The organism is Curtobacterium sp. MCBA15_004, from assembly GCF_001865055.2.
Taxonomy (GTDB): Bacteria; Actinomycetota; Actinomycetes; order Actinomycetales; family Microbacteriaceae; genus Curtobacterium.
This window is the reverse complement of sequence record NZ_CP126266.1, coordinates 675,879-696,220: the sequence shown is the minus strand read 5'-3', so window position 1 is coordinate 696,220 and position 20,342 is coordinate 675,879. Positions and strand designations below refer to the sequence as shown.

Below are 20,342 nucleotides of genomic sequence, written 5' to 3'. Positions count from 1 at the left end.
CATCGCGGTCGTCGAACGACAGCGGAGATGACGCCCGCGGCACCACCCGGCACCCGCTCAGCGCGCGGCCAGGCGCGTGCGACATCGCGGTCGTCGAACGACAGCGGAGATGGCGCGCACTCCCCCTGCGACATCGCTCCCGAGTCACCGTCGCCACCCCCGCCGACGCCGACGCCGCCGCCGAACGACATCGCGGTCGTCGAACGACATCGCGGTCGTCGAACGACAGCGGCGATGACGCTCGCGGCCCCCGGTACCACCCGCGCTCGGACCCCCCGCGAACGACACCGGCCCCGCACCGCCCCACGACGGGGACAGCACGGGGCCGGGGTCAGCAGGGTCGCGGGTCAGGCCTCCGAGTGCCGACCGTGGTGGTCGGTCGCTGCCAGCTCCTCGACCGGGGTCGACGGCGCCGGAGCCGCGGCGTGCGCACCAGCAGCGGCAGGAGCACCAGCAGGGGCACCATCGACAGCGCCGCCCCGCTCGCCCCCGGGCTGCGTCGCCACCGAGCCGGTCCCCTGCCACTGCGTGGTCTGCTTGGGCTTCGCCAGGAACAGCGCCGCGATGATCGCGACGACGAGCACCACGGCCGGCAGCACGAGCGACTGCCCCATCGCCGTGGCGAACGGCTGCTGCAGGAACGCGGGCAGTGCCCCGACCTGCTGCTCGGCCCCGCCACCGGCGCTCGAGCCGGCACCGGACGGGAACTCCGCCGTGATGCGCGCCTCGATCAGGGCCGCGATACCGGCCGAACCGAGCACGGCACCGATCTGCCGGGTGGTGTTGTACACGCCCGAACCGGCACCGGCCAGCGCCGGCGGCAGGTTGCGCGTCGCGGAGACCGAGAGCGGTCCCCACATGCAGGCGTTCGCGAGCCCGAGGAGCGCGCTCGGCAGGAGCGTCCAGCCCCAGCCGGCACCGGAGGTCAGCAGCCCGGCGAACCAGAACAGCCCGCCCGAGAAGCAGGCGAGGCCGAAGGCCCCGACCCACCGCGGGTTCCACTTGTTGAGGTTCTTGCCCACGAGCGGCGCGAGCGCGGCGGACAGCACGGCCTGCGGCACGAGCAGCAGCGCCGCCTGGGTCGGCGAGAAGCGGAGCACGTCCTGCGCCCAGAGCATGATCGGCAGCGCGAACGAGGAGATCGCGACGCCGACCGCGGTGATCGCGATGTTGGCGAGCGTGAAGTTGCGGTCCTTGAAGAGCCCGAGGGGCAGCAGCGGCTCGCCCTTCTGCACGCCCTGCCAGACCACGAAGGCGACGAGCACGACGAGCCCGGTGACGATCAGCGACCAGACCGAGATCGGGCCGGTGATGGTCCCCCAGTCGTAGGTCTCGCCCTCCTGGATGCCGAAGACGAGCAGGAACATGCCCACCGCCGACAGCACGATGCCCAGGTAGTCGAACCGGTGGCCGTGGCGCTCGAACGACGGGACGAAGCGCTGCGCCAGGACGAACGCGACGACACCGACCGGGACGTTGACGAAGAAGATCCACTCCCAGCCGAAGCCGTCGACGAGCAGACCGCCCACGATCGGCCCGACGAGCGAGGCGACACCGGCGACGGCGCCCCACAGGCCCATCGCGGCGCCGCGGTTCTGCGGCGGGAAGATGCGCGTGATGACCGCCATCGTCTGCGGGGTCATCATCGCGGCGCCGAGGCCCTGCACGACGCGGGCGACGATGAGCACCTCGATCGACCCGGCGAGCCCGCACCAGAGGCTGGCGAGCGTGAAGACGACGAGCCCGCCCTGGTACAGCACCTTCGGTCCGAAGCGGTCACCGAGGCGCCCGGTGATGAGCAGTGGCACGGCGTACGCGAGCAGGTAGGCGCTGGTCACCCAGATCACCGAGTTGATGTCGGCGTCGAGCGCCTGCGCGATCGTGGGCGTCGCGACCGAGACGATCGTCGAGTCGACGAGGATCATGAAGAAGCCGACGACGAGGGCCCAGAGCGCGGGCCAGGGCTTCTTCCCGTGCTGGAGGTCGGCTGAAGCTGTTGCGGTCATCGAGCGGGGTCCTGGTCCTTCTGGTGGTCGTGGTCGGGGACGGCGGGGCCGTCCCACGGGATGTCGCCGCCCGCGATGCGGTCGGCGGTGGCGGTCAGCCACTCGATCTGCGCGGTGAGCATGCCACGCACGTACGACACGTCGAGCCAGAAGCGCTCGGCGAGCTGCTTGGCCTGGAGGCCCGTGGCGGCTTCGTCGTACCCCGCGCGCTGGGCGCGCAGTGCGTCGGCGCGTGCCCGCAGGGCGGTCACCGCGTCCGTGGCGGTCAGGTTGTCGACGTGGGAGACCGCGAGCTGGAACTCGGGGTACTCGTCAGCCGGCTCCGCGATCATCCGCCGGAGGCCGGACTCGAGTTCCGCGCGGCCGTGGTCGGTGATCGCGTAGGTGGTGCGCTCGGGGCGGTTGCCCTCGCGCCCGGTGCCGAGGGCCTCGGCGAAGCCGAGGTCCACGAGCCGACCGATCTGGTGGTAGAGCGTGCTCGGCCGGACCTTGACGTTCTGGTCCTCGTGCCGGTGCAGCATCGTCTGGAACATCTCGTAGGGGTGCATGGGCGCCTCGGCGAGGAGGCCGAGCGCGGCGAACGCGAGCGGTGTGAGCGACGCCATCCGTGCCTCCTGTCCGGTGTTCCAACGCGACTATTCGACTTGGAACATACGCCTTGGACCATTTCTCCACAACTGTTCCGGCGCGGCGTGGGCGGACCCTAGACTGGAGCGGTCCCACCCAACCCACCCAAGCGCTGGAGTGAACACGTGCCAACCATCGTCGTCGAGGTCATGCCGAAGGCCGAGATCCTCGACCCCCAGGGCAAGGCGGTGGGCAACGCGCTCGCCCGTCTCGGCCACTCCGACCTGACCGCCGTCCGCATCGGCAAGCGCTTCGAGATCGCGGTCGACGGCCCCGTCGACGACGCCAAGCTCGACGAGGTCCGCGCGATCGCGGTGGACGTCTTCTCGAACGCCGTGATCGAGGACGTCGTCTCCGTGACGGTCGCGGACGCGTGACCCGGATGCGCATCGGCGTCGTCACGTTCCCCGGCTCACTCGACGACCGCGACGCCCAGCGCGCGGTCCGACTGGCCGGCGGCGAGCCCGTCGCCCTCTGGCACGGCGACCACGACCTGCAGGGCGTCGAGGCGATCATCCTCCCCGGCGGGTTCTCGTACGGCGACTACCTCCGCGCCGGTGCGATCGCGGCGAAGGCCCCGATCATGGCCGAGGTCATCGACGCCGCCGACAAGGGCATGCCCGTGCTCGGCATCTGCAACGGCTTCCAGATGCTGGCCGAGGCCCGACTGGTCCCGGGGGCGCACACGCGCAACGCGCACCAGCAGTTCATCCGTCGCGACCAGAAGCTCCGCGTCGAGAACGCCGGCACCGCGTGGACCTCCGGCTTCGACGCCGCGCAGGAGATCACGATCCCGCTCAAGAACGCCGACGGCCGCTTCGTCGCGGACGCCGACGAGATCAAGCGCATCGAGGACAACGGCCAGGTCGTGTTCCGCTACGTCGGCGTGAACCCGAACGGGTCGATCGACGACATCGCGGGCGTCTCGAACGAGCGCGGCAACGTCGTCGGCCTCATGCCGCACCCCGAGCACGCGACGGAAGCCGGGTTCGGACCCGACACCCGCGCGGCGATGGCCTCCGGCACGGACGGCCTCACCTTCTTCACCTCCGTGATCGAGTCGACGCTGGTCAAGTGACCGCGACGCCGACTCCAGTGACAGGGAACGACAACACCGTGACGACCCACGTTCGCCCGAAGCCCGACACCGTCCAGGACGCCGCCGCGACGCCCGACAAGGAACAGCCGTACGAGGCGCTCGGGCTCAAGGCCGACGAGTACGCGAAGATCCGCGAGATCCTCGGCCGCCGCCCCACCTCGGGCGAGCTCGCCATGTACTCGGTGATGTGGTCCGAGCACTGCTCGTACAAGTCGAGCAAGAACTACCTCCGGCAGTTCGGCAAGAAGGTCACGCCGGAGATGACGAAGAACCTCATGGTCGGCATGGGCGAGAACGCCGGTGTCGTCGACGTGGGCAACGGCTGGGCGGTGACCTTCAAGGTCGAGTCGCACAACCACCCCTCGTACGTCGAGCCGTACCAGGGCGCCGCGACCGGCGTCGGCGGCATCGTCCGCGACATCATCTCGATGGGCGCACGTCCGGTCGCCGTGATGGACCAGCTCCGCTTCGGCGCGATCGACCACGACGACACGCAGCGCGTCGTCCACGGCGTCGTCGGCGGCATCTCGTTCTACGGCAACTGCCTCGGCCTGCCGAACATCGGCGGCGAGACCTACTTCGACCCGGTGTACCAGGGCAACCCGCTCGTCAACGCCCTCGCCGTCGGCGTGCTCCGCCACGAGGACCTGCACCTCGCGAACGCCTCCGGCGCGGGCAACAAGGTCGTGCTCTTCGGTGCCCGCACGGGTGGCGACGGCATCGGCGGCGCGTCGATCCTCGCGTCGGACACCTTCACCGAGGGCGGCCCGACCAAGCGCCCGGCCGTCCAGGTGGGCGACCCCTTCGCCGAGAAGGTCCTCATCGAGTGCTGCCTCGAGCTGTTCCAGGACGACCTGGTCGAGGGCATCCAGGACCTCGGTGCGGCGGGCATCTCCTGCGCGACCTCGGAGCTCGCGAGCAACGGCGACGGCGGCATGCACATCTCGCTCGACGACGTCCTGCTCCGTGACCCCACGCTCACCGCCGAGGAGATCCTCATGTCGGAGAGCCAGGAGCGGATGATGGCCGTCGTCCGTCCCGACAAGCTCGACGCGTTCCTCGCGGTCGTCGACAAGTGGGAGGTCGAGACGAGCGTCCTGGGCGAGGTCACCGGCACCGGCCGACTCGTCATCGACTGGCAGGGCCAGGAGATCGTGAACGTCGACCCGCGCACGGTCGCCGTCGACGGCCCGGTGTACGACCGCCCGGTCGCGTACCCGACCTGGATCGATGCACTGCAGGCAGACACCGCCGCGTCGCTCGACCGCCCGGCCGACGGCCCCGCGCTCAAGGCGCAGTTCCTGCAGCTGCTCGGTTCCCCGAACCTGGCGTCGAAGAACTGGGTCACGAACCAGTACGACACCTACGTGCTCGGCAACACCGCGCTGTCCTTCCCCGACGACGGCGGCATGATCCGCGTCGACGAGGAGACCGGGCTCGGCGTCACGGTCGCGACCGACGCCAACGGCCGGTACTGCCAGCTCGACCCGAAGCAGGGCGCGCGCCTGGCCCTGGCCGAGGCCTACCGGAACGTCGCCGTCACCGGTGCCGTCCCCGCCGCGGTCACCGACTGCCTGAACTTCGGCTCCCCTGAGAACCCCGAGGTCATGTGGCAGTTCTCCGAGGCCGTCGAGGGCCTCGCGGACGGCTGCATGGAGCTCGGCATCCCGGTCACCGGCGGCAACGTGTCGTTCTACAACCAGACGGGCACGACCCCGATCCACCCGACGCCCGTCGTCGGCGTGCTCGGGATCATCGAGGACGTCGCCCTGCGCGTCCCGTCCGGGTGGCAGGACGACGGCCACAACATCTACCTGCTCGGCACGACGAGCCTCGAGCTCGACGGCTCCGCGTGGGCCGGCACCGTGCACGGGCACCTCGGCGGTCGTCCCCCGGCGGTCGACCTGCAGAACGAGAAGGCGCTGGCCGACCTCCTGCACGCGGCCTCGTCCGAGCAGCTGCTGACGAGCGCCCACGACCTGGCGGACGGCGGCCTCGGGCAGAGCCTCGCCGAGTCGGTGCTGCGGTTCGGCCTCGGCGCCCGCGTGGTCCTCGACGAGCTCGAGACGCGCGACGGCGTGGACACGGCGACCGCGCTGTTCTCCGAGTCGACGGGCCGGGTCATCGTGACGGTCCGCCGCGAGGACGACGTCCGCTTCCAGGGCCTCTGCGTCGGTCGGGGCTTCCCGGTCCTGCGCATCGGCGTGACGGACGCCGCCTCGGGTTCCCTCGAGGTGCAGGACGCGTTCGAGGTCACCCTCGACGAGCTCCGTGCGACGCACGGCGCGACGCTCCCCGCACGCTTCGGCGACGTCATCACCGAGGACGTCACCGAGGGCTACGTGGGTCGCGGACCGCTCGACTCCGACGGCGCCTTCTCGCCGCGGACCGACAGCTGACGTCAGCGCCCGTCAGCTGACGACCGCACCCGTCGGCTGACGACCACGCCCAGCGGCACGACCACGCCCGACAGCACGAGCGCACCGACGACGAACGGGAGCACCAGCACGTGACGACCGACGACCGCACGCCCTCCGACCAGCCCGACACGCAGGCCGGAGGGCGTGCGGTCGTCGTCACACTCCCCTTCGCCGAACTCGTCGACCGGTTCGGCCCCGTGCCGGACGGGGTCGAACTCGACGTGTGGGACGTCGAGTCGCCGTACGACCGACCGGAAGACGTCGCGGTCACGCTCCTGCCGTTCTACTTCGCCGGTCGGCACCGGTGGCAGTACGTCCACGACCTGCCGAACCTCCGGCTGCTGCAGCTGCCGAGCGCCGGGTACGAGCACGCGGTGCCCCACGTGCCGGGTCACGCCGCCCTGGCGAACGGCCGCGGCATCCACGACGACGAGACCGCCGAGCTCGCGGTCGGGCTCGCGCTGACGTCCCTCCGGGAGATCGCTGCGTTCCAGGCCGACCGTGCGGCCGGGGTGTGGGACGCACGAGAGACCCGTTCCCTCGCCGACCGCCGCGTGACGGTCGTCGGCTACGGCGCGATCGGCTCGGCGATCGCGACCCGGTTCGAGGCGATGCGCTGCCCCGTCACCGTCGTCGCCCGCACCGCGCGGGAGCAGGACGGCCGGCAGGTCCGCGCGTTCACCGACCTGCCCGCCATCGCGCGGGACACGGACGTGCTCGTCCTCATCACCCCGCTCACCGACGAGACCGACCGGCTCGTCGACGCGGGCGTCCTCGGGGCGCTGCCCGACGGCGCGCTCGTGGTGAACGTCGCCCGTGGCCGGGTCGTCGACACCGATGCGCTCGTCGCGGAACTCATGAGCGGTCGGCTGTCGGCGGCGCTCGACGTCACCGATCCCGAGCCGCTCCCGGCCGGGCACCCGCTGTGGACGACGCCGAACACGGTGCTGACGCCGCACGTGGGCGGCAACACGGACCTCAGCATGCCGCGGACCCTCGAGCTGATGCGCCGCCAGGTGGCCGCGCTGGCCGAGGGCCGCCCGTTCGACAACCTCGTCGAGGGCTGACCACCCGCGTCACCGCACCCCGCGCCACCGCGCCGCTCACTCCGGCGGCAGCGCCATCCCGAGGCTCGGCGCGACGTCCTCGAACCCGAGCGACCGGTACAGCCGCTGCCCGGGTGGATCCCCGACGAGGGTGATGTACGCACCCTGCGGTGCCCGCGCCCGGACGTCGGCCACGAGCCACTCGACGACCGCCCGCCCGAGGCCCTGCCGCTGGTGCGCGGGATCGGTCGCGATGTCGGCGATGTGGAAGTACCACCCGCCGTCGCCGATCGTCCGGCCCATCGCCACCGACGTCCCGTCCGCGTCCACCACGTGGCAGGCGGACCAGCTGCCGGCGATCGCTCCCGCGCCCTGCTCCGGCTGCTTCGGCGACAGCCCGGAATCCCGACGCAGGCGCAGGTAGTCATCGAGCGGCGGAGCGCCGACCACGAGCTTGTACGGTGCGGCGACGGACACGGTCAGGACCCCATCGGGACGATGCAGGCGGGGCTGCCGACGGCGATCTGCGCGACCGCCTCGCCGGGCACCCCGTCCTCACCGACGGGCAGGACCGCGATCGCGTCGGACATCTGGTTGGCCACGAGCACGTAGCCGGGCACCTGGGCGAAGTGTCGCGGCCAGACCCCACCCGACGAGGCACTCCCGACGACCGACAGTCCGTCGTCGGCGGTGTCGAGCACGACGAGCAGGTCCCGACCGCGGACGGCCACCAGGACCCGACCGGCCGCGTCGGCCTCGACGTGGCTGAGCAGTGAGTCGCCGACCGGGCCCTCGAACGCTGCGACCGAGGCGACCGGCACGAACGCGCCGCCCTCGTCCCGACGCAACCGGTACACGCGACCGTCGAGCTCCCCCGCGACGATCAGGTCGACACCGCCACCGGCAGCAGCGGCCGCACCGGCAGCAGCACCAGCACCAGCACCAGCACCAGGGCGACCGGCACCGGCGGGCAGCCACGCCATGTGCCGCGGCCCGACCCCGGGTCCGAGGTGGTGCACCCGGACGAGCTCGATCGCCGGCTCCGCGGTCACCCGGAACTCGTGCAGCGCGTCGCCGCCGAGGTCGGCCACGAGCACCGTGCCCTCCGGCGTCGCGATCGACTGGTGGGCGTGCGGCCCCTCCTGGCGGTCCTCGACCGGACCCTCGACGTCGGGCAGGATCCCGGTGACGACGGCGGACTCGGGTACGACGACCCGGTCCCCGCTGCCGTGGACAGCAGCGGACGGAGCAGCGGCGGCGCCAGCACCGACGCCACCGGCCATCCCAGCACCAGCGCCAGCACCGGCCCCGCCAGCACCGACAGTGCCGGCTCCGCCGACCCCGCCCGCGCCACCGGACACAGCCGCCTCCGCCGCCTCGAGACCGATCGCCGTGACGGTCCCGGACACGTAGTTCGTGACGACGAGCGCTCCGGACGGGTCGACCCGCACGTGGCACGGCGCATCCCCACCCGCCGAGGCGTCCCACCGGTGCTCGAGCGCACCGTCGGCGTACCGGAATGCGGACACCGTGCCGTCGGCGGTCTCGGCCACGGCGTACACCCGGTCCTCCGACACCGCGAGGAACGACGGGTCGTCCATCACCGCGGCCGTCACGGCCTCGGTGCCGTGCACGACCGAGATGCCCGTCCCGGTGCCGCCGCCCGTGGCCGTGTAGGACCCGACGAGCAGGTGCAGGTCGTCGAGCACCGGCACCGGCACCGGCACCGGCACCGGCACCGGATCATCGACCCCGCGGCCGTCGCTCACTGGGCGCCGCCCGCGATGCGCTCGTGGTGGTGGATGACCTCGGCGACGATGAAGTTCAGGAACTTCTCCGCGAACGCCGGGTCGAGGTGCGCGTCCGCCGCGAGCTGTCGCAACCGCGCCACCTGGACCCGCTCACGCCCCGGGTCCGCCGCCGGCATGCCCGCCTCGGCCTTGAGGTACCCGACACGCTGCGTGTACTTGAAGCGCTCCGCGAGCATGTGGATGACGGCGGCATCGATGTTGTCGATGCTCTGGCGGATGCCCGCGAGCTCCTCGGCAGCGGCGGGATCGACAGCGGGCGTGGACTCGTCGGCGCTCATGCTCCGAGCCTAACGGCGACCCCACCGCCGTCGGCAGCCCCCCGCACCCGACGACCCACCGCCGTCGGCATTCCCCCGCGCCCGGCCCCGCAGCGTGAGCACTCCTCCGGCGGTGGGAGGATGGAGGCCATGTCGGTCCTGCTCGTGATCTCGAGCGTGTGTGCGGTCCTCGCGGGCCTCGTCCACGTGTACGTCTTCGTCCTCGAGTCCGTCGCGTGGAGCAGTCCTCGCGTCCGCCGGGTCTTCGGCATCGCGAACGAGACCGAGGCGCAGGCCACCCGCGCCCTCGCCTTCAACCAGGGCTTCTACAACCTGTTCCTCGCGATCGGCGCGGTCCTCGGTGTCGTGCTCGTCGTCGCGGGCAACGGCGCCACCGGGTGGACCCTCGTGGTGTTCTCGACCGCGAGCATGCTCGGCGCCGCGGTCGTCCTCGCCGGCACCGGGCGTCGGTACCTCAACTCGGCCTTCGTGCAGGGCGCCCTGCCCCTGATCACCCTGCTCTTCGCGTTCCTCGGCTCCACCTTCCCCGCGTCCTAGCCCGCCCCCCGCGCTCGGGCGTCGGTCACGGGCTGCCGTCCGCCACCTGGTCCCGCCCGGCCCTGTGGATTGAGCAGAAGACGTCGAGTCGAACACCCCGACCCGACGTCTTCTGCTCAATCCCGGGAGGGCGGGACCTCCGGGGCGGCGGGACCCCCAAAGACGGCCGTACCCAGTCCGACGCACCCCCGGGACGGACGGGAGGCGCGGTGCCAGCCCGCACCGCGCCTCCCGTCCGGCAGCCGGTCACGCCCGGCCCCCTGGAATGAGCAGAAGACGTCGAGTCGCACACCGCGACCCGACGTCTTCTGCTCAATCCCGGGACGGCCGGCCCCCCGGCCGGACCGGCTCAGCCGACCTTCTTCGCCATCTCGTCCGGCAGGCGGTCGAGCGCCCACTCGATCGCCGCGGTCGTGCCGAGCGAGAACGCCGACGAGACGTCCGCGTCGCTCACCACGATGTCGTGCCCGGCCTGCACCGACGGCACCTTCTGGAAGAGCGGGTCCGCCTCGGCCTTCGACGCGTCGACGTAGATCGGCAGGATCATCGTCAGGTCGGCGTCGAGCAGGTCGAGGTTCTCCTCGGAGAGCTTCACCGAGAACGCGTCACCGGCCTGCTGGTCGATCGCCTTCGGGATGGTGAAGCCGAGGTTCCGCACGAACGTGGAGCGGGAGTCGTTCGACGCGTAGGCGCTGAACCCCTCGGACGTGTACGCGCCGACGACGGCGGTCTTGCCCTGGAACTCCGGGTGGGCCTTCTTCGCCGCCGCGAACGAGTCGTCGAGGTCGGCGAGCAGCTGCTTGCCCTGGGACTGCTTGCCGAGCGCCTTCGCGACGAGGTCGACCTGCTGCTCGGTGGTCGTCAGGTAGTTCTCGCCGCCCTTCGGGATCGCGACCGTCGGCGCGATCGCGGACAGCTTGCTGTAGCGGTCCTTGTCCCCGGAGCCCTTGGTGTCGAGGATCAGGTCCGGCTTGAGCTTGAGGATCTGCTCGTAGCTCGGCTCGAGCGTCTGGATGATCGTCGGCTTCTTCGTGTACTTCCCCTTGAGCCACGGGCCGACGCCGTCGCCACCGAACGCGAGCCAGTCGCTCGCGCCGACCGGCTGCACGCCGAGCTCGAGCGCCGTCTCGGCGTCACCCCAGCCGAGGGCGACGACGCGCTTCGGCTGCGACGGGATCTCGGTCGTGCCGAGTGCGGTCGTGATGGAGACGGGGAACGCGCCGGACGAACCGGTGGCGTCGTCCGAGGCGGAGCCCGTCGACGAGCCGGAGCTGCAGCCGGCGAGGACGAGGGACGCGGCGACGACGGCGCCGGCTGCGGCGAGCACGCGCCGGAAGCGGCGCGACGAGGGGGAGGTACGGGTCACGCAGGTGAGGCTACCCTAAGAAACCGTCGCTGGCCCGGTCGTCCGGTCGACCCGGATAGGCTCCGGACCGTGGAGTACGCAGACCCCGACCGCACCCGGCTGGCCGTCCTCGGCTCCCCCGTCGCGCACTCGCTCTCGCCCACGCTGCACGCAGCGGCCTACGCCGTGCTCGGGGTCCCCTTCACGTACGGGAGGCACGAGGTCGCGTCCGGCGGGCTCGACGCGTTCGTCGCGGGGCTGGGTCCGGACTGGCGCGGGCTCAGCCTGACGATGCCGCTCAAGCGGGACGTGGTCCCGATGCTCGACCGCGCGAGCGCGCTCGTCGACCAGCTCGGCGTCGCGAACACGGTCGCGTTCCGCCAGGAGGGCGACCGGGTCGTCCTCGCCGGCGTGAACACAGACGTCGAGGGCATCGTCCGACCGGTCGAGGCCCTCGGACACCTGCCCGGCGAGGCCACGATCCTCGGCGGCGGCGCGACCGCGACGAGCGCCCTCACCGCGGCGGTCCGGCTCGGCGCGGTCGCCGTTCGGCTGTTCCTGCGCGACCCCGCCAAGGCCACGCCCCTGGTCGAGCTGGCGGTCCGGCTCGGCGTGACACTCGACGTCCTGTCGATCGCCGACCTGCCGGGCACCCGGCACGGGTTCGTCGTGTCGACGCTGCCCGGTGGTGCGGCGGACTCCCTCGAGCTGGTGCCCGCGGGGCCGGACGCGGTGCTGTTCGACGTCGCCTACGAGCCGTGGCCGACCGTGGCCGCGCAGCGCTGGGCCGACGCGGGCGGTCGCGTGCTCAGCGGTCTCGACATGCTCACCGAGCAGGCGATCGGGCAGATCCGGTTCTTCCTGACCGGCGACCCGGACCAGCTGCTGCCCGACGAGGCGGCCGTGCGACGAGCGATGCGTGTCGCGGTCGGGCTGCCGGAGACGATCGGCGCCTGAGCCTGCGGACGACCGGACGTCAGCCGACGACGCCGTCGAGGTAGAACCAGCGGCCCTGCTCGCGGACGAACTCGCTCGTCTCCTCGAGCGTGCCGCGCTCGTCGTCGGAACGCCACCACGCGCGGAACGCGACCGTGCCCCGGGAGTCGAACGGGCCTCCTGACCGGGTGGCGACGACGTCCAACCGCGTCCACCGCTGCGCCGGGTCGAGCTTCAGCTCGTCCGGGCGGGTGCTCGGGTGCCAGCTCAGCAGCAGGTACTCCGGAAGGCCGAGGGCGAACGCGCTGAACCGGGAGCGCATGAGCCGCTCGGCGGTCGGGGCGACGGCACCTGCGTGCAGGGGGCCGCAGCACTCGCCGTAGGGGTTGCCGCTCAGGCAGGGGCAGCGCGTCTCGTCCGTGACCACGACGGCACGGTAGCAGCGGAGCCGTCCTGCACGGCACGGCAGCAGCGCGGCGAACCGGCACGGCTGTCGGTCCCGGCGGGCACACTGGGCGCATGTGTGGAAGGTTCGTCGTCACCGACACCACGGCCGATCTGCTGCCCGAGCTCGTCGGTGAGCTCGCCGCGCGCACCGAGCACGTCGACCAGGCCACGGGCGAGGTGCACACCGGCCTCGCTCCGAGCTGGAACGTCGCTCCGACCGACCCGGTGTACGCCGTCCGGCAGCGCCACGGGGAGCGCGAGCTGCCGCAGATCAGCTGGGGCTTCGTGCCGAGCTGGGCGAAGGACTTCCAGAAGCAGCGACCGAAGCCGATCAATGCCCGGATCGAGACCGTCGCGACGAGCGGCATGTTCAAGCGGGCGTTCGCGACGAACCGGTGCATCGTGCCGGCGCTCGGCTACTACGAGTGGGTGGTCCGAGAGGACGGCAAGGAGCCGCACTTCGTGCACGAGCCCGGCGGCGCCCTGGCGATGGCCGGGGTGGTCAGCGCCTGGCCCGACCCGACCAAGCCCGAGGACGACCCGGACAAGTGGCGGCTGTCCCTGGCGATCATCACCCGCGACGCGCACGTGGCCCCGGGCGAGGTGCACGACCGGATGCCGGCGTTCCTGACCCCTGACGGCTACGACGACTGGCTCGACGGCGGGCTGGCCCCGGACGACCTGCTCGCCCTGCTCGACCACGAGTCGCTCGAGGTCGCCGCGGGCCTGGAGCAGTACGAGGTCGCCCGCACGGTGAACAGCGTCCGGAACGACGGGCCGCACCTGATCGAGCCCGTGGACAGCGGCCCACGGGACGCGACGGCCCCCCGCTCTGGGCACACCTCGGTCCCCCTCTTTGGGGACAGCTCGCACCCCTCCTGAGCCCCAGCTGGACGGTCCTGTCCCCCTATCGTGATGAACGGTCGTGTACCCGACACGACCATGCATGACGAAGGAACACCCGTGCCCTCCTCGCACCGCGCCCGACCGCGCCGCCGAACCCTCCGGCTGGTCGCCGGGACCATCGCAACGACACTCGTCGCCGGGAGCGCAGCGCTCCTGAGCCCGATGACGGCCTCCGCGATGGCCAACCTGCCCGTGTCCGGCCTGTACGCCACCGTGAACGGCGACTCGACCATCTACTCGATCGACCGCGCGAGCGGCGCGGCCGCACCGTTCATCACGTCCCCGGGGAAGGTGACCGGGCTGAACCAGCTCGGCGTCTCCGGTGACGGCGGCACGGCGTTCTTCACCAACGGCTCGAACATCTTCCAGTGGACCGCGTCCACCGAGACGTTCAAGACCATCCCCCGGCCGAGCTCCCCGACGGTCGCGACCCAGATGGGTGGCGTCGACCCCAAGACCGGACGGTTCTACTTCGGCGGTCTGGACACGAACACGAACCTCTTCACGTTCCTGTACTACGACCCGGCGACCGGCCTCGTCGCGTCGAAGGCCGTGTCGGTCAAGCCGACCACGACCCCTCCGGGCGGCGCGGGCGACCTCGCGTTCGACCGCCAGGGCAACATGTACTTCATCTCGAGCGGCACGAAGTCCGCTCAGGTGTACCGCGTGAACGCCGCGGACCTCGGTTCCGACAGCACCAAGGCCACGCCGGTCGGACCGGCGATCGGCACGTCGGTCAACCTCACCTCGTTGGCGTTCGGCGACGACGGCTACATCTACATCAGCGGGTCCGGTGCGAACACCTACATGCAGGTGGACCCGGTCACCGGCGCCGTCAGCCCGGCGAAGTCGATCCGCTCCGGCACCACGGCGCTGAACGTGTACGACCTCGGATCGCGTGCGCTCCCGTCCACCGGCCAGTCGCAGGGCGGCTTCGACGAGGGCCGTGCGAAGCCGAGCGACGAGCTGACCACGACCATCAGCGGCGGGGGCATCCCGACGCCGGTGAGCGGGACCACGACTCCGGGAACCGACACCGTCACCGTCGGCCCGATCATCCTGCTGCCCGGCAAGACCTACACGGTCGACCAGACCCCGGGGAACAGCACGACCGACCCGAACGCCTACGACACGACGTACACGTGCACGGACCTGGTCAGTGGCGCGACCGTCGCACAGGGGACGGGCACCACGGCGACCTTCACCGTCCCCGCGGGCGGCGGCGACGTGCAGTGCGTGTTCTCGAACCCGCCCAAGCCGACCGTCACGAACACCTCGTCGACGGGCAACACCGCCGGCCAGCCGGTGACCGTCGACCCGCTGCAGGGCTCCGTCGGCACCATCGACAAGACCACTGTCACGCTCACCCCGAACACGCCGGGCTCGACCGTGTCGAACGGCGGCAAGCAGCTGACCGTCCCCGGCGAGGGCACGTGGACCGTCGACCCGCAGTCGGGCACGGTCACGTTCACGCCGGCGAGCGGCGCCACGGGGAACCCGACCCCGGTGACCTACACGGTCGCCGACACCCACGGCGCCCAGACGTCCGGCCAGATCGCCGTGACGTACAAGGGCAACGCGCAGCCCGACTCCGCGACGACCACCCAGGGTGCGGCCGTGACGATCGACGTCCTCGCGAACGACCAGGGCAGCACCGTCGCCTCGAGCGTCGTGTTCCCCACGAGTGGCCAGCCGAAGGGCGCGCAGGTCTCCACCGACGGCCGGCAGGTGACGATCCCCGGCCAGGGCACGTCCACGATCGACCGGACGACCGGCAAGGTCACCTTCACCCCGGACCCGTCCTTCCGCGGCACCGCGTCCCCGGTCAGCTACCGGGTCGCCGACGCCGACGGGGCGACGTCCACCGCGACGATCACCGTCCGGGTCGACGCCGTCGGCCCCACGGTCACGAACGAGACCGCCACGACGCAGCAGAACACCCTGACCACGGTCGACGTCGTCCGCGACGCCGCTCCAGGCGTGCAGGGCGGGAGTGCCGTCGACCCGACGAAGGTCACCTTCCCGAGCACCGGACAGCCAGCCGGTGCCACCACGAGCACCGACGGCCGCCAAATGACGGTCCCCGGCCAGGGCACGTACGCCGCTGACCCGACCACCGGGAAGATCACCTTCACCCCGGCGCAGGGCTCCACCGGCGCCACGACGCCCATGACCTACCAGGTCGGTGACACCGGCGGCGCGACCGGCACCGGCACGCTGACCGTCACGGTCACCGCCGTCGCACCGACCGCGACCGCCGACACCGTCACCCTCGCGCAGGGCGACTCGACCACGATCGACGTCCTCCGCAACGACACCGCGGGCAACGCGGCGACCCCGCTCGACCCGACCTCGGTGACGTTCACCGGCACCACCGGAACCGGAGCCAGCACCGGCACCGGCACCGCGGTCAGCACCGGCACCGGCACCGCGATCAGCACCGGCACCGGCACCGGGGCCAGCACCGTCAGCACGGACGGCAAGCAGCTGACCGTCCCCGGCGAGGGCACGTACGTGATCGACCCGAAGACCGGGAAGGTCACGTTCACCCCCGAGCCGACCTTCCGCGGCACGACGACGCCCGTGTCCTACCGGGTCGCCGACGTCGACGGCCACCCGGCGACCGCGACGATCACCGCGACGGTCACCCCGGTCGGCCCGGCGGCGCAGGACGACACCGCCACGACCGAGCAGAACACCCCGGTGTCGATCGACGTCCTCGGCAACGACGTCCCCGGCGTCGCGAAGGGCACCCCGATCGACCCGACCAGCGTGGTGTTCCCCGCTGCCGGCCAGCCCGTCGGCGCCTCGGCGTCGGCCGACGGTCGGACGCTCACGGTCCCCGCGGAGGGCACGTACGTGGTCGACCCGTCCACCGGCTCGGTGACGTTCACCCCCGCACCGGGCAGCGTCGGCACGACCACACCGGTGACCTACCGGGTCGCCGACACCGGGAAGGCGACGGCCACGGCGACCATCGCCGTCACCGTCACGTCGGTCAGCCCGACGGCGCACGACGACTGGGCGACGACCCCGAGCGGCACGACCGTGACGATGTCCGTCCTCGGCAACGACGAGGCGGGCAACGTCGCGACGCCGATCATGCGCACCCGCGTGCTGCTCCTCGACGCCTCTCGGGCCTCGGTCTCCCGCATCGCGGTGCCGCGGGTCGGTACCTGGTCGGTCGACGCCGTCGACGGTGCGGTCTCCTTCGCGCCGGCGGCCGGCTTCTCGGGCCCGACGTCGGGGAACTACCGGATCCAGGACGTCGACGGCCACACCAGCGACGCGGTCATGACCGTCACGGTGGGCACCCCGCCCACCGCCGCAGACGACCACCGTGCCGGCGAGCCCGGCACCGGGATCAACGTCGACGTCCTCGGCAACGACAAGGCGGGCACGACCCCGCTCGACCCGTCGTCGGTCCGACTCGTCGACCCGAGCACCGGCACGCTCGTCGGCACCGTGACGGTCCCGTCCGAGGGCACCTTCACGGTCCGACCCACGGGCACGGTCACCTTCACGCCGGTCGCCGGGTACGTCGGCACCGCGACGGTCGACTACTCGGTCGCCGACCAGGACGGCAGCCGCGCCACCGCGACGCTCGCGGTGACCTTCGCGGCCGTCCCGGGCCTCGCGCAGAACCCGGCACCGGGCGGCGGCGTGGTCGTCACCATGCCGAGCGGCGACCGGTTGGCCTTCACCGGCTCGGACGTGCTGTGGCCGGGCCTGGTCGCCTCGTTCGTGCTCATGGCGATCGGGATCGGCATGGTGCTGCTGCACCGCCGCCGCACCGCGACGGCACCCTGACCCGGACGAGACACCGCCGCCGCCCCGCGACGGCACGCTGACCCGGACGGGACGCAGAACGCCGGAGGGCCGGGGACACGTGATCGTGTCCCCGGCCCTCCGGCGTTGCGTCAGCTGATCACCGGGTCAGCAGTCCAGCGGTTCAGACGAGCGTGCGTCGCACGTCGGGCAGCAGCTCGTGGAGCCGCTCGGCCAGACGGTCCTGGGCTTCGTCGAGCGACCGGAAGTCGCCGACGTACTGCCCGTAGGTGTCCGACACGAAGAAGTGCGCACCCTGCTGGTCCACCACTCCCCCGTAGTAGCCGCCGTAGTTCGCGGCCCACAGGCCACTGTCGGCCTCCGACCACACGACGTGCGCGCGGCTCGGAGCGTCCGCGGAGACGACACCGGCGGCGATGCCGGTGATGACCTCGATGGTCGCCGTGTCCACGGTCATCGCGGACTGCTCGCGGTCGGCGACGATCGTGCTCATGGTACTGCTCCTGCGGTTCGGGGTGTGGCTGGTGGTACGGGTGGTGCGCGCACTGCTGGTGGTGCTGGCACTGCTGGTGGAGATGAGGGTGCTCCTGTCGCGTCCGCCGGGTGGCGGACCGGGATGGTCGCTCGGCATCAGAGCGGGCGGATGACCGCCGGCAGCATCACGTGGAGCTGGTCAGCGAGCTTGGTCTGGGCCTCTTCGAGGGTCGCGAACTCACCCACGACGAGCCCGAAGGTGTCGGAGGCGACGTAACGGCCGTCGCGCTTGTCGACGCTGCCGCCGAAGTAGCCGCCGTACGTGGCGACCCACTCGCCCTGGTCTTCCTGGGTCCACGTGGTCTTGGCACGGGAGGCGCGGCCGGCGTGCTCGGCTTCTGCCTCGAGGATCGCGATGATGTCGACGGTCTCCGTGTCGAGGGTGACCTCAGCGCGGGTGTCGGTGGTGACGGTGGTGCTCATGTCGCTCTCCTTCGCGATCCGGGGTACATCTGCTGACACCTGAAACCTACGAGACCGACCCCGTCCGACGCCAGCGAGGCCCGCCGATTCACGGTTCGCACCAATGCGGCCCGGGGGACAGCCCCGGATTCCCGGGCTTCGCGTGCCCCGAAGCGGGGTACAGCAGGAAAACGGGGTACTCGTTCCGCGGATGAACCATCCGGAGGTCGGCTCGCGCGGTCGTGGGGTCGCCGCGACGGCCGGGAGGCACGGCACAGTACGGTCGGGTCCCGTGACCACTGCGCGGAGGACGACACTCGTGCGGATCGTGCTGTGCGCGGCCGTCGTGCTCGTGGTCGCCCTCCTCCTCGTGCCCGGTGTGTCGGAGACGCTGCGGACCGTCGCCGCGCACGCGGCGGGCGCGCTCCGCGCGCTCGGACACGGCACCCTGGCCGTCGACGAGCGGTTCGCGCTCGCGATGGCGGTGACGGCGGTGACCACCCCGCTGCCGCTGCTGCTGGCGGGGGCGAGCCGCGCCTCCCGGCCGGACCGGGTGCGGCAGCGCGCGGTCGTGAGCGGTCTGCTCGTCCTGGTGCTGGCGGTGCTCGCGGCGGCGCACGCCGACGCGCGGGTCGACCGCTTCCGGTCCGTCCTGGTCGCGGGGCTCGTGGGCGTCGCGGTCGGTGCGCTCCTCGACGCGGCCGTGCACGCGCGCGAGCGGGCCGCGCACGCCTCGGTGCGCAGCAAGCGCGTCGCCTGGACGCTGGCGGCCTGCTACGCGGTCGTGGTGGTCCTGGTGGCGACCGCGGGCTCCCCCGTCGACGGCGGCATCCAGCCGTGGCTGACGCGGGCGATCGCGGCCGGACACCGGCTCGGGGCGCCGACCTGGCTCGGGTACGACGCGGTCGAGTTCACCGCGAACGTGGTCTTCTTCGCGCCGTTCGGGTTCCTGGCCGTGCTGCTGTTGGGTGCCCGGCGCTGGTGGGTGGGCATGGCCGGCGGCTTCGTCGTGAGCGTGTGCATCGAGACCGTGCAGGCGCTGTTCCTGCCGGCGCGGTTCGCGTCGGTCGACGACGTGCTCGCGAACACGTCGGGCGCGGTGCTCGGGGTGCTGGCCGGGATCGTGGTGCTGGGGCGGGTGCGGGACCGGTCGTGACCGGCGGCGCGACCGGTCGTGGTCGCGTGCCCGTCGTGGCCCGGTGTTGCGGGGTGCATCCTGCTGAGGCCGTTCGCAGCCCTGCCCGGCATCGGCACCGGCGGCTGGAGATGTGCTCGGAGCGCACCTGTCGGAAACACACGTGATCTACCGTCAGCGCATGGCCCGACCCGAACGCCGCCCGTACCGACCGCCCTCGATGTTCCCGTGGTGGTTGTGGATCGTCGCGCCGCTGGCGGTGGTCGCCGTCGTGGCGATCGCGTTGGTGGTCGCCTGATCGATCATCGGTGCGGAGCGCGCCGACAACGAGGAAGGACCCCCGGCACCGAGGTGCCGGGGGTCCTTCTCAGTGGAGCGAGGCTCAGACGGTCTCGCGCTGGCGACGGACCGACTTGCGGACGACCAGCAGGCCGCCACCGAGGACGATGGCGCCACCGGCTGCCCAGAGGCCGAGGGTGGAGATGGTGCCACCGGTGAAGGCGAGCTGACCGGGGGTGCCGGAGTTGCCGTTGGCGGCGACCGAGGTCGCGCCGGCCGGGACGATGGTGAAGTTGGCGAAGCCGGTGACACCCGAGGTCGCACCGGTGGCGGTGAGGTTGTAGGTGCCCGAGCCGCCGGCCGGGAAGGTGACGCGCACGGTGAGCGAGCCGTCGGCGTTCGCGGTGTAGTTCCGCGAGGTGGTCGCGACGGGCAGGGCACCGAGGGTGACGTTGCCGGCACCGGTGACCTGGACGCGGACGGCCTCGTTGTTCTGGAACGCACCCTTGGTGAACGCGACGGTGGCGGTGCCGCCGGCGGTGTAGGAACCCGAGACGGACACGTCGGAGTCCGGCGTGTAGCCGGCAGCGTTGGCCGCGGTCGGGACGGCGATGAACGCTGCGCCCGCGAGGACGGCAGCGGCGATGAGCTTCTTCATGAAGTGGTTCCCCTAGTGATCTGATCCTTCAGACCCTGACACCCAGAGCCCGTGCACCGCTCGCAAGCCACGTGGTGAACGCACTTG

20 protein-coding genes are annotated in these 20,342 nt (G+C 72.0%); 10 read left to right on the top strand and 10 right to left on the bottom strand.

What is annotated here, in order from left to right; all coding sequences use genetic code 11:
* Positions 1 to 347: 347 nt before the first annotated feature.
* The gene (locus QOL16_RS03305) at positions 348 to 2,006 is read right to left on the bottom strand and encodes a DHA2 family efflux MFS transporter permease subunit (RefSeq protein ID WP_254780311.1); all 1,659 of its coding nucleotides are present in this window, start codon (positions 2,004 to 2,006) and stop codon (positions 348 to 350) included.
* Positions 2,003 to 2,611, bottom strand: a complete 609-nt coding sequence (locus QOL16_RS03300; protein WP_065961391.1) for a PadR family transcriptional regulator — start codon at positions 2,609 to 2,611, stop codon at positions 2,003 to 2,005. Before QOL16_RS03300 ends, QOL16_RS03305 begins: the two co-directional genes overlap by 4 nt.
* A 147-nt stretch (positions 2,612 to 2,758) precedes the next feature.
* Between QOL16_RS03300 and purS the strand changes: the two genes are divergently transcribed.
* The 4 genes from purS (at position 2,759) to QOL16_RS03280 (ending at position 7,219) form a co-directional block, all read left to right on the top strand.
* Positions 2,759 to 3,010, top strand: coding sequence for a phosphoribosylformylglycinamidine synthase subunit PurS (gene purS, locus QOL16_RS03295; protein ID WP_065961388.1), 252 nt, complete (start codon positions 2,759 to 2,761; stop codon positions 3,008 to 3,010).
* A 5-nt stretch (positions 3,011 to 3,015) separates the two neighbouring features.
* Positions 3,016 to 3,711, top strand: a complete 696-nt coding sequence (purQ, locus tag QOL16_RS03290) for a phosphoribosylformylglycinamidine synthase subunit PurQ (RefSeq protein WP_071285230.1) — start codon at positions 3,016 to 3,018, stop codon at positions 3,709 to 3,711.
* A 38-nt stretch (positions 3,712 to 3,749) separates the two neighbouring features.
* Positions 3,750 to 6,131: a phosphoribosylformylglycinamidine synthase subunit PurL gene (gene purL, locus QOL16_RS03285; RefSeq protein ID WP_253181593.1), complete on the top strand. Its 2,382-nt coding sequence runs from the start codon at positions 3,750 to 3,752 to the stop codon at positions 6,129 to 6,131.
* 110 nt (positions 6,132 to 6,241) lie between these two features.
* A complete protein-coding gene (locus tag QOL16_RS03280) occupies positions 6,242 to 7,219 on the top strand; it encodes a 2-hydroxyacid dehydrogenase (RefSeq protein WP_071285175.1) in 978 nt (325 codons plus the stop codon).
* Positions 7,220 to 7,255: 36 nt separating this feature from the next.
* On the opposite strand, the gene QOL16_RS03275 is transcribed toward QOL16_RS03280, so the two are convergent.
* The 3 genes from QOL16_RS03275 to QOL16_RS03265 are packed head-to-tail and all read right to left on the bottom strand — an operon-like array spanning position 7,256 to position 9,287.
* The gene (locus QOL16_RS03275; RefSeq protein WP_071285176.1) at positions 7,256 to 7,675 is read right to left on the bottom strand and encodes a GNAT family N-acetyltransferase; all 420 of its coding nucleotides are present in this window, start codon (positions 7,673 to 7,675) and stop codon (positions 7,256 to 7,258) included.
* Between the two features lie 2 nt (positions 7,676 to 7,677).
* Positions 7,678 to 8,967 carry a beta-propeller fold lactonase family protein gene (locus QOL16_RS03270; RefSeq protein WP_071285177.1) on the bottom strand — a complete coding sequence of 430 codons (1,290 nt, stop codon included), beginning with the start codon at positions 8,965 to 8,967 and terminating at the stop codon, positions 7,678 to 7,680.
* On the bottom strand, positions 8,964 to 9,287 hold the full coding sequence (locus tag QOL16_RS03265) for a chorismate mutase (protein WP_065961377.1): 324 nt from the start codon (positions 9,285 to 9,287) through the stop codon (positions 8,964 to 8,966). The genes QOL16_RS03270 and QOL16_RS03265 overlap by 4 nt, the downstream gene beginning before the upstream one ends.
* A 129-nt stretch (positions 9,288 to 9,416) precedes the next feature.
* Here QOL16_RS03265 and QOL16_RS03260 point away from each other — a divergent pair, with 129 nt between their 5' ends.
* Positions 9,417 to 9,824 (top strand): DUF1304 domain-containing protein, encoded by a 408-nt coding sequence (locus QOL16_RS03260; protein ID WP_083230137.1) that lies wholly within the window; start codon positions 9,417 to 9,419, stop codon positions 9,822 to 9,824.
* A gap of 349 nt (positions 9,825 to 10,173) precedes the next feature.
* Here QOL16_RS03260 and QOL16_RS03255 read toward each other — a convergent pair whose 3' ends face one another.
* A complete protein-coding gene (locus tag QOL16_RS03255; protein WP_071285178.1) occupies positions 10,174 to 11,190 on the bottom strand; it encodes an iron-siderophore ABC transporter substrate-binding protein in 1,017 nt (338 codons plus the stop codon).
* A 69-nt stretch (positions 11,191 to 11,259) separates the two neighbouring features.
* Here QOL16_RS03255 and QOL16_RS03250 point away from each other — a divergent pair, with 69 nt between their 5' ends.
* Entirely contained in the window at positions 11,260 to 12,126 is an 867-nt protein-coding gene (locus tag QOL16_RS03250; protein ID WP_065961373.1) for a shikimate dehydrogenase, read from the top strand.
* 19 nt (positions 12,127 to 12,145) lie between these two features.
* Here QOL16_RS03250 and QOL16_RS03245 read toward each other — a convergent pair whose 3' ends face one another.
* Positions 12,146 to 12,532, bottom strand: coding sequence for a YchJ family protein (locus QOL16_RS03245; RefSeq protein WP_071285179.1), 387 nt, complete (start codon positions 12,530 to 12,532; stop codon positions 12,146 to 12,148).
* 92 nt (positions 12,533 to 12,624) lie between these two features.
* Here QOL16_RS03245 and QOL16_RS03240 point away from each other — a divergent pair, with 92 nt between their 5' ends.
* Positions 12,625 to 13,434: an SOS response-associated peptidase gene (locus QOL16_RS03240; RefSeq protein WP_071248657.1), complete on the top strand. Its 810-nt coding sequence runs from the start codon at positions 12,625 to 12,627 to the stop codon at positions 13,432 to 13,434.
* An 81-nt stretch (positions 13,435 to 13,515) separates the two neighbouring features.
* On the top strand, positions 13,516 to 17,268 hold the full coding sequence (locus tag QOL16_RS03235) for a tandem-95 repeat protein (protein ID WP_071285180.1): 3,753 nt from the start codon (positions 13,516 to 13,518) through the stop codon (positions 17,266 to 17,268).
* 142 nt (positions 17,269 to 17,410) lie between these two features.
* Here the strand turns inward: QOL16_RS03235 and QOL16_RS03230 are convergent, their stop codons facing one another.
* Positions 17,411 to 17,740 carry a hypothetical protein gene (locus tag QOL16_RS03230; protein ID WP_071249526.1) on the bottom strand — a complete coding sequence of 110 codons (330 nt, stop codon included), beginning with the start codon at positions 17,738 to 17,740 and terminating at the stop codon, positions 17,411 to 17,413.
* Between QOL16_RS03230 and QOL16_RS03225 the strand changes: the two genes are divergently transcribed.
* Entirely contained in the window at positions 17,739 to 17,894 is a 156-nt protein-coding gene (locus QOL16_RS03225; RefSeq protein WP_171898738.1) for a hypothetical protein, read from the top strand. The two genes, QOL16_RS03230 and QOL16_RS03225, sit on opposite strands and share 2 nt — an antisense overlap.
* On the opposite strand, the gene QOL16_RS03220 is transcribed toward QOL16_RS03225, so the two are convergent.
* Positions 17,878 to 18,204 (bottom strand): hypothetical protein, encoded by a 327-nt coding sequence (locus QOL16_RS03220; protein WP_065961360.1) that lies wholly within the window; start codon positions 18,202 to 18,204, stop codon positions 17,878 to 17,880. The two genes, QOL16_RS03225 and QOL16_RS03220, sit on opposite strands and share 17 nt — an antisense overlap.
* A gap of 271 nt (positions 18,205 to 18,475) precedes the next feature.
* Between QOL16_RS03220 and QOL16_RS03215 the strand changes: the two genes are divergently transcribed.
* A complete protein-coding gene (locus tag QOL16_RS03215; protein WP_175473130.1) occupies positions 18,476 to 19,339 on the top strand; it encodes a VanZ family protein in 864 nt (287 codons plus the stop codon).
* A gap of 361 nt (positions 19,340 to 19,700) precedes the next feature.
* On the opposite strand, the gene QOL16_RS03210 is transcribed toward QOL16_RS03215, so the two are convergent.
* The gene (locus QOL16_RS03210) at positions 19,701 to 20,255 is read right to left on the bottom strand and encodes a hypothetical protein (RefSeq protein ID WP_071285181.1); all 555 of its coding nucleotides are present in this window, start codon (positions 20,253 to 20,255) and stop codon (positions 19,701 to 19,703) included.
* Between the last annotated feature and the right edge of the window lie 87 nt (positions 20,256 to 20,342).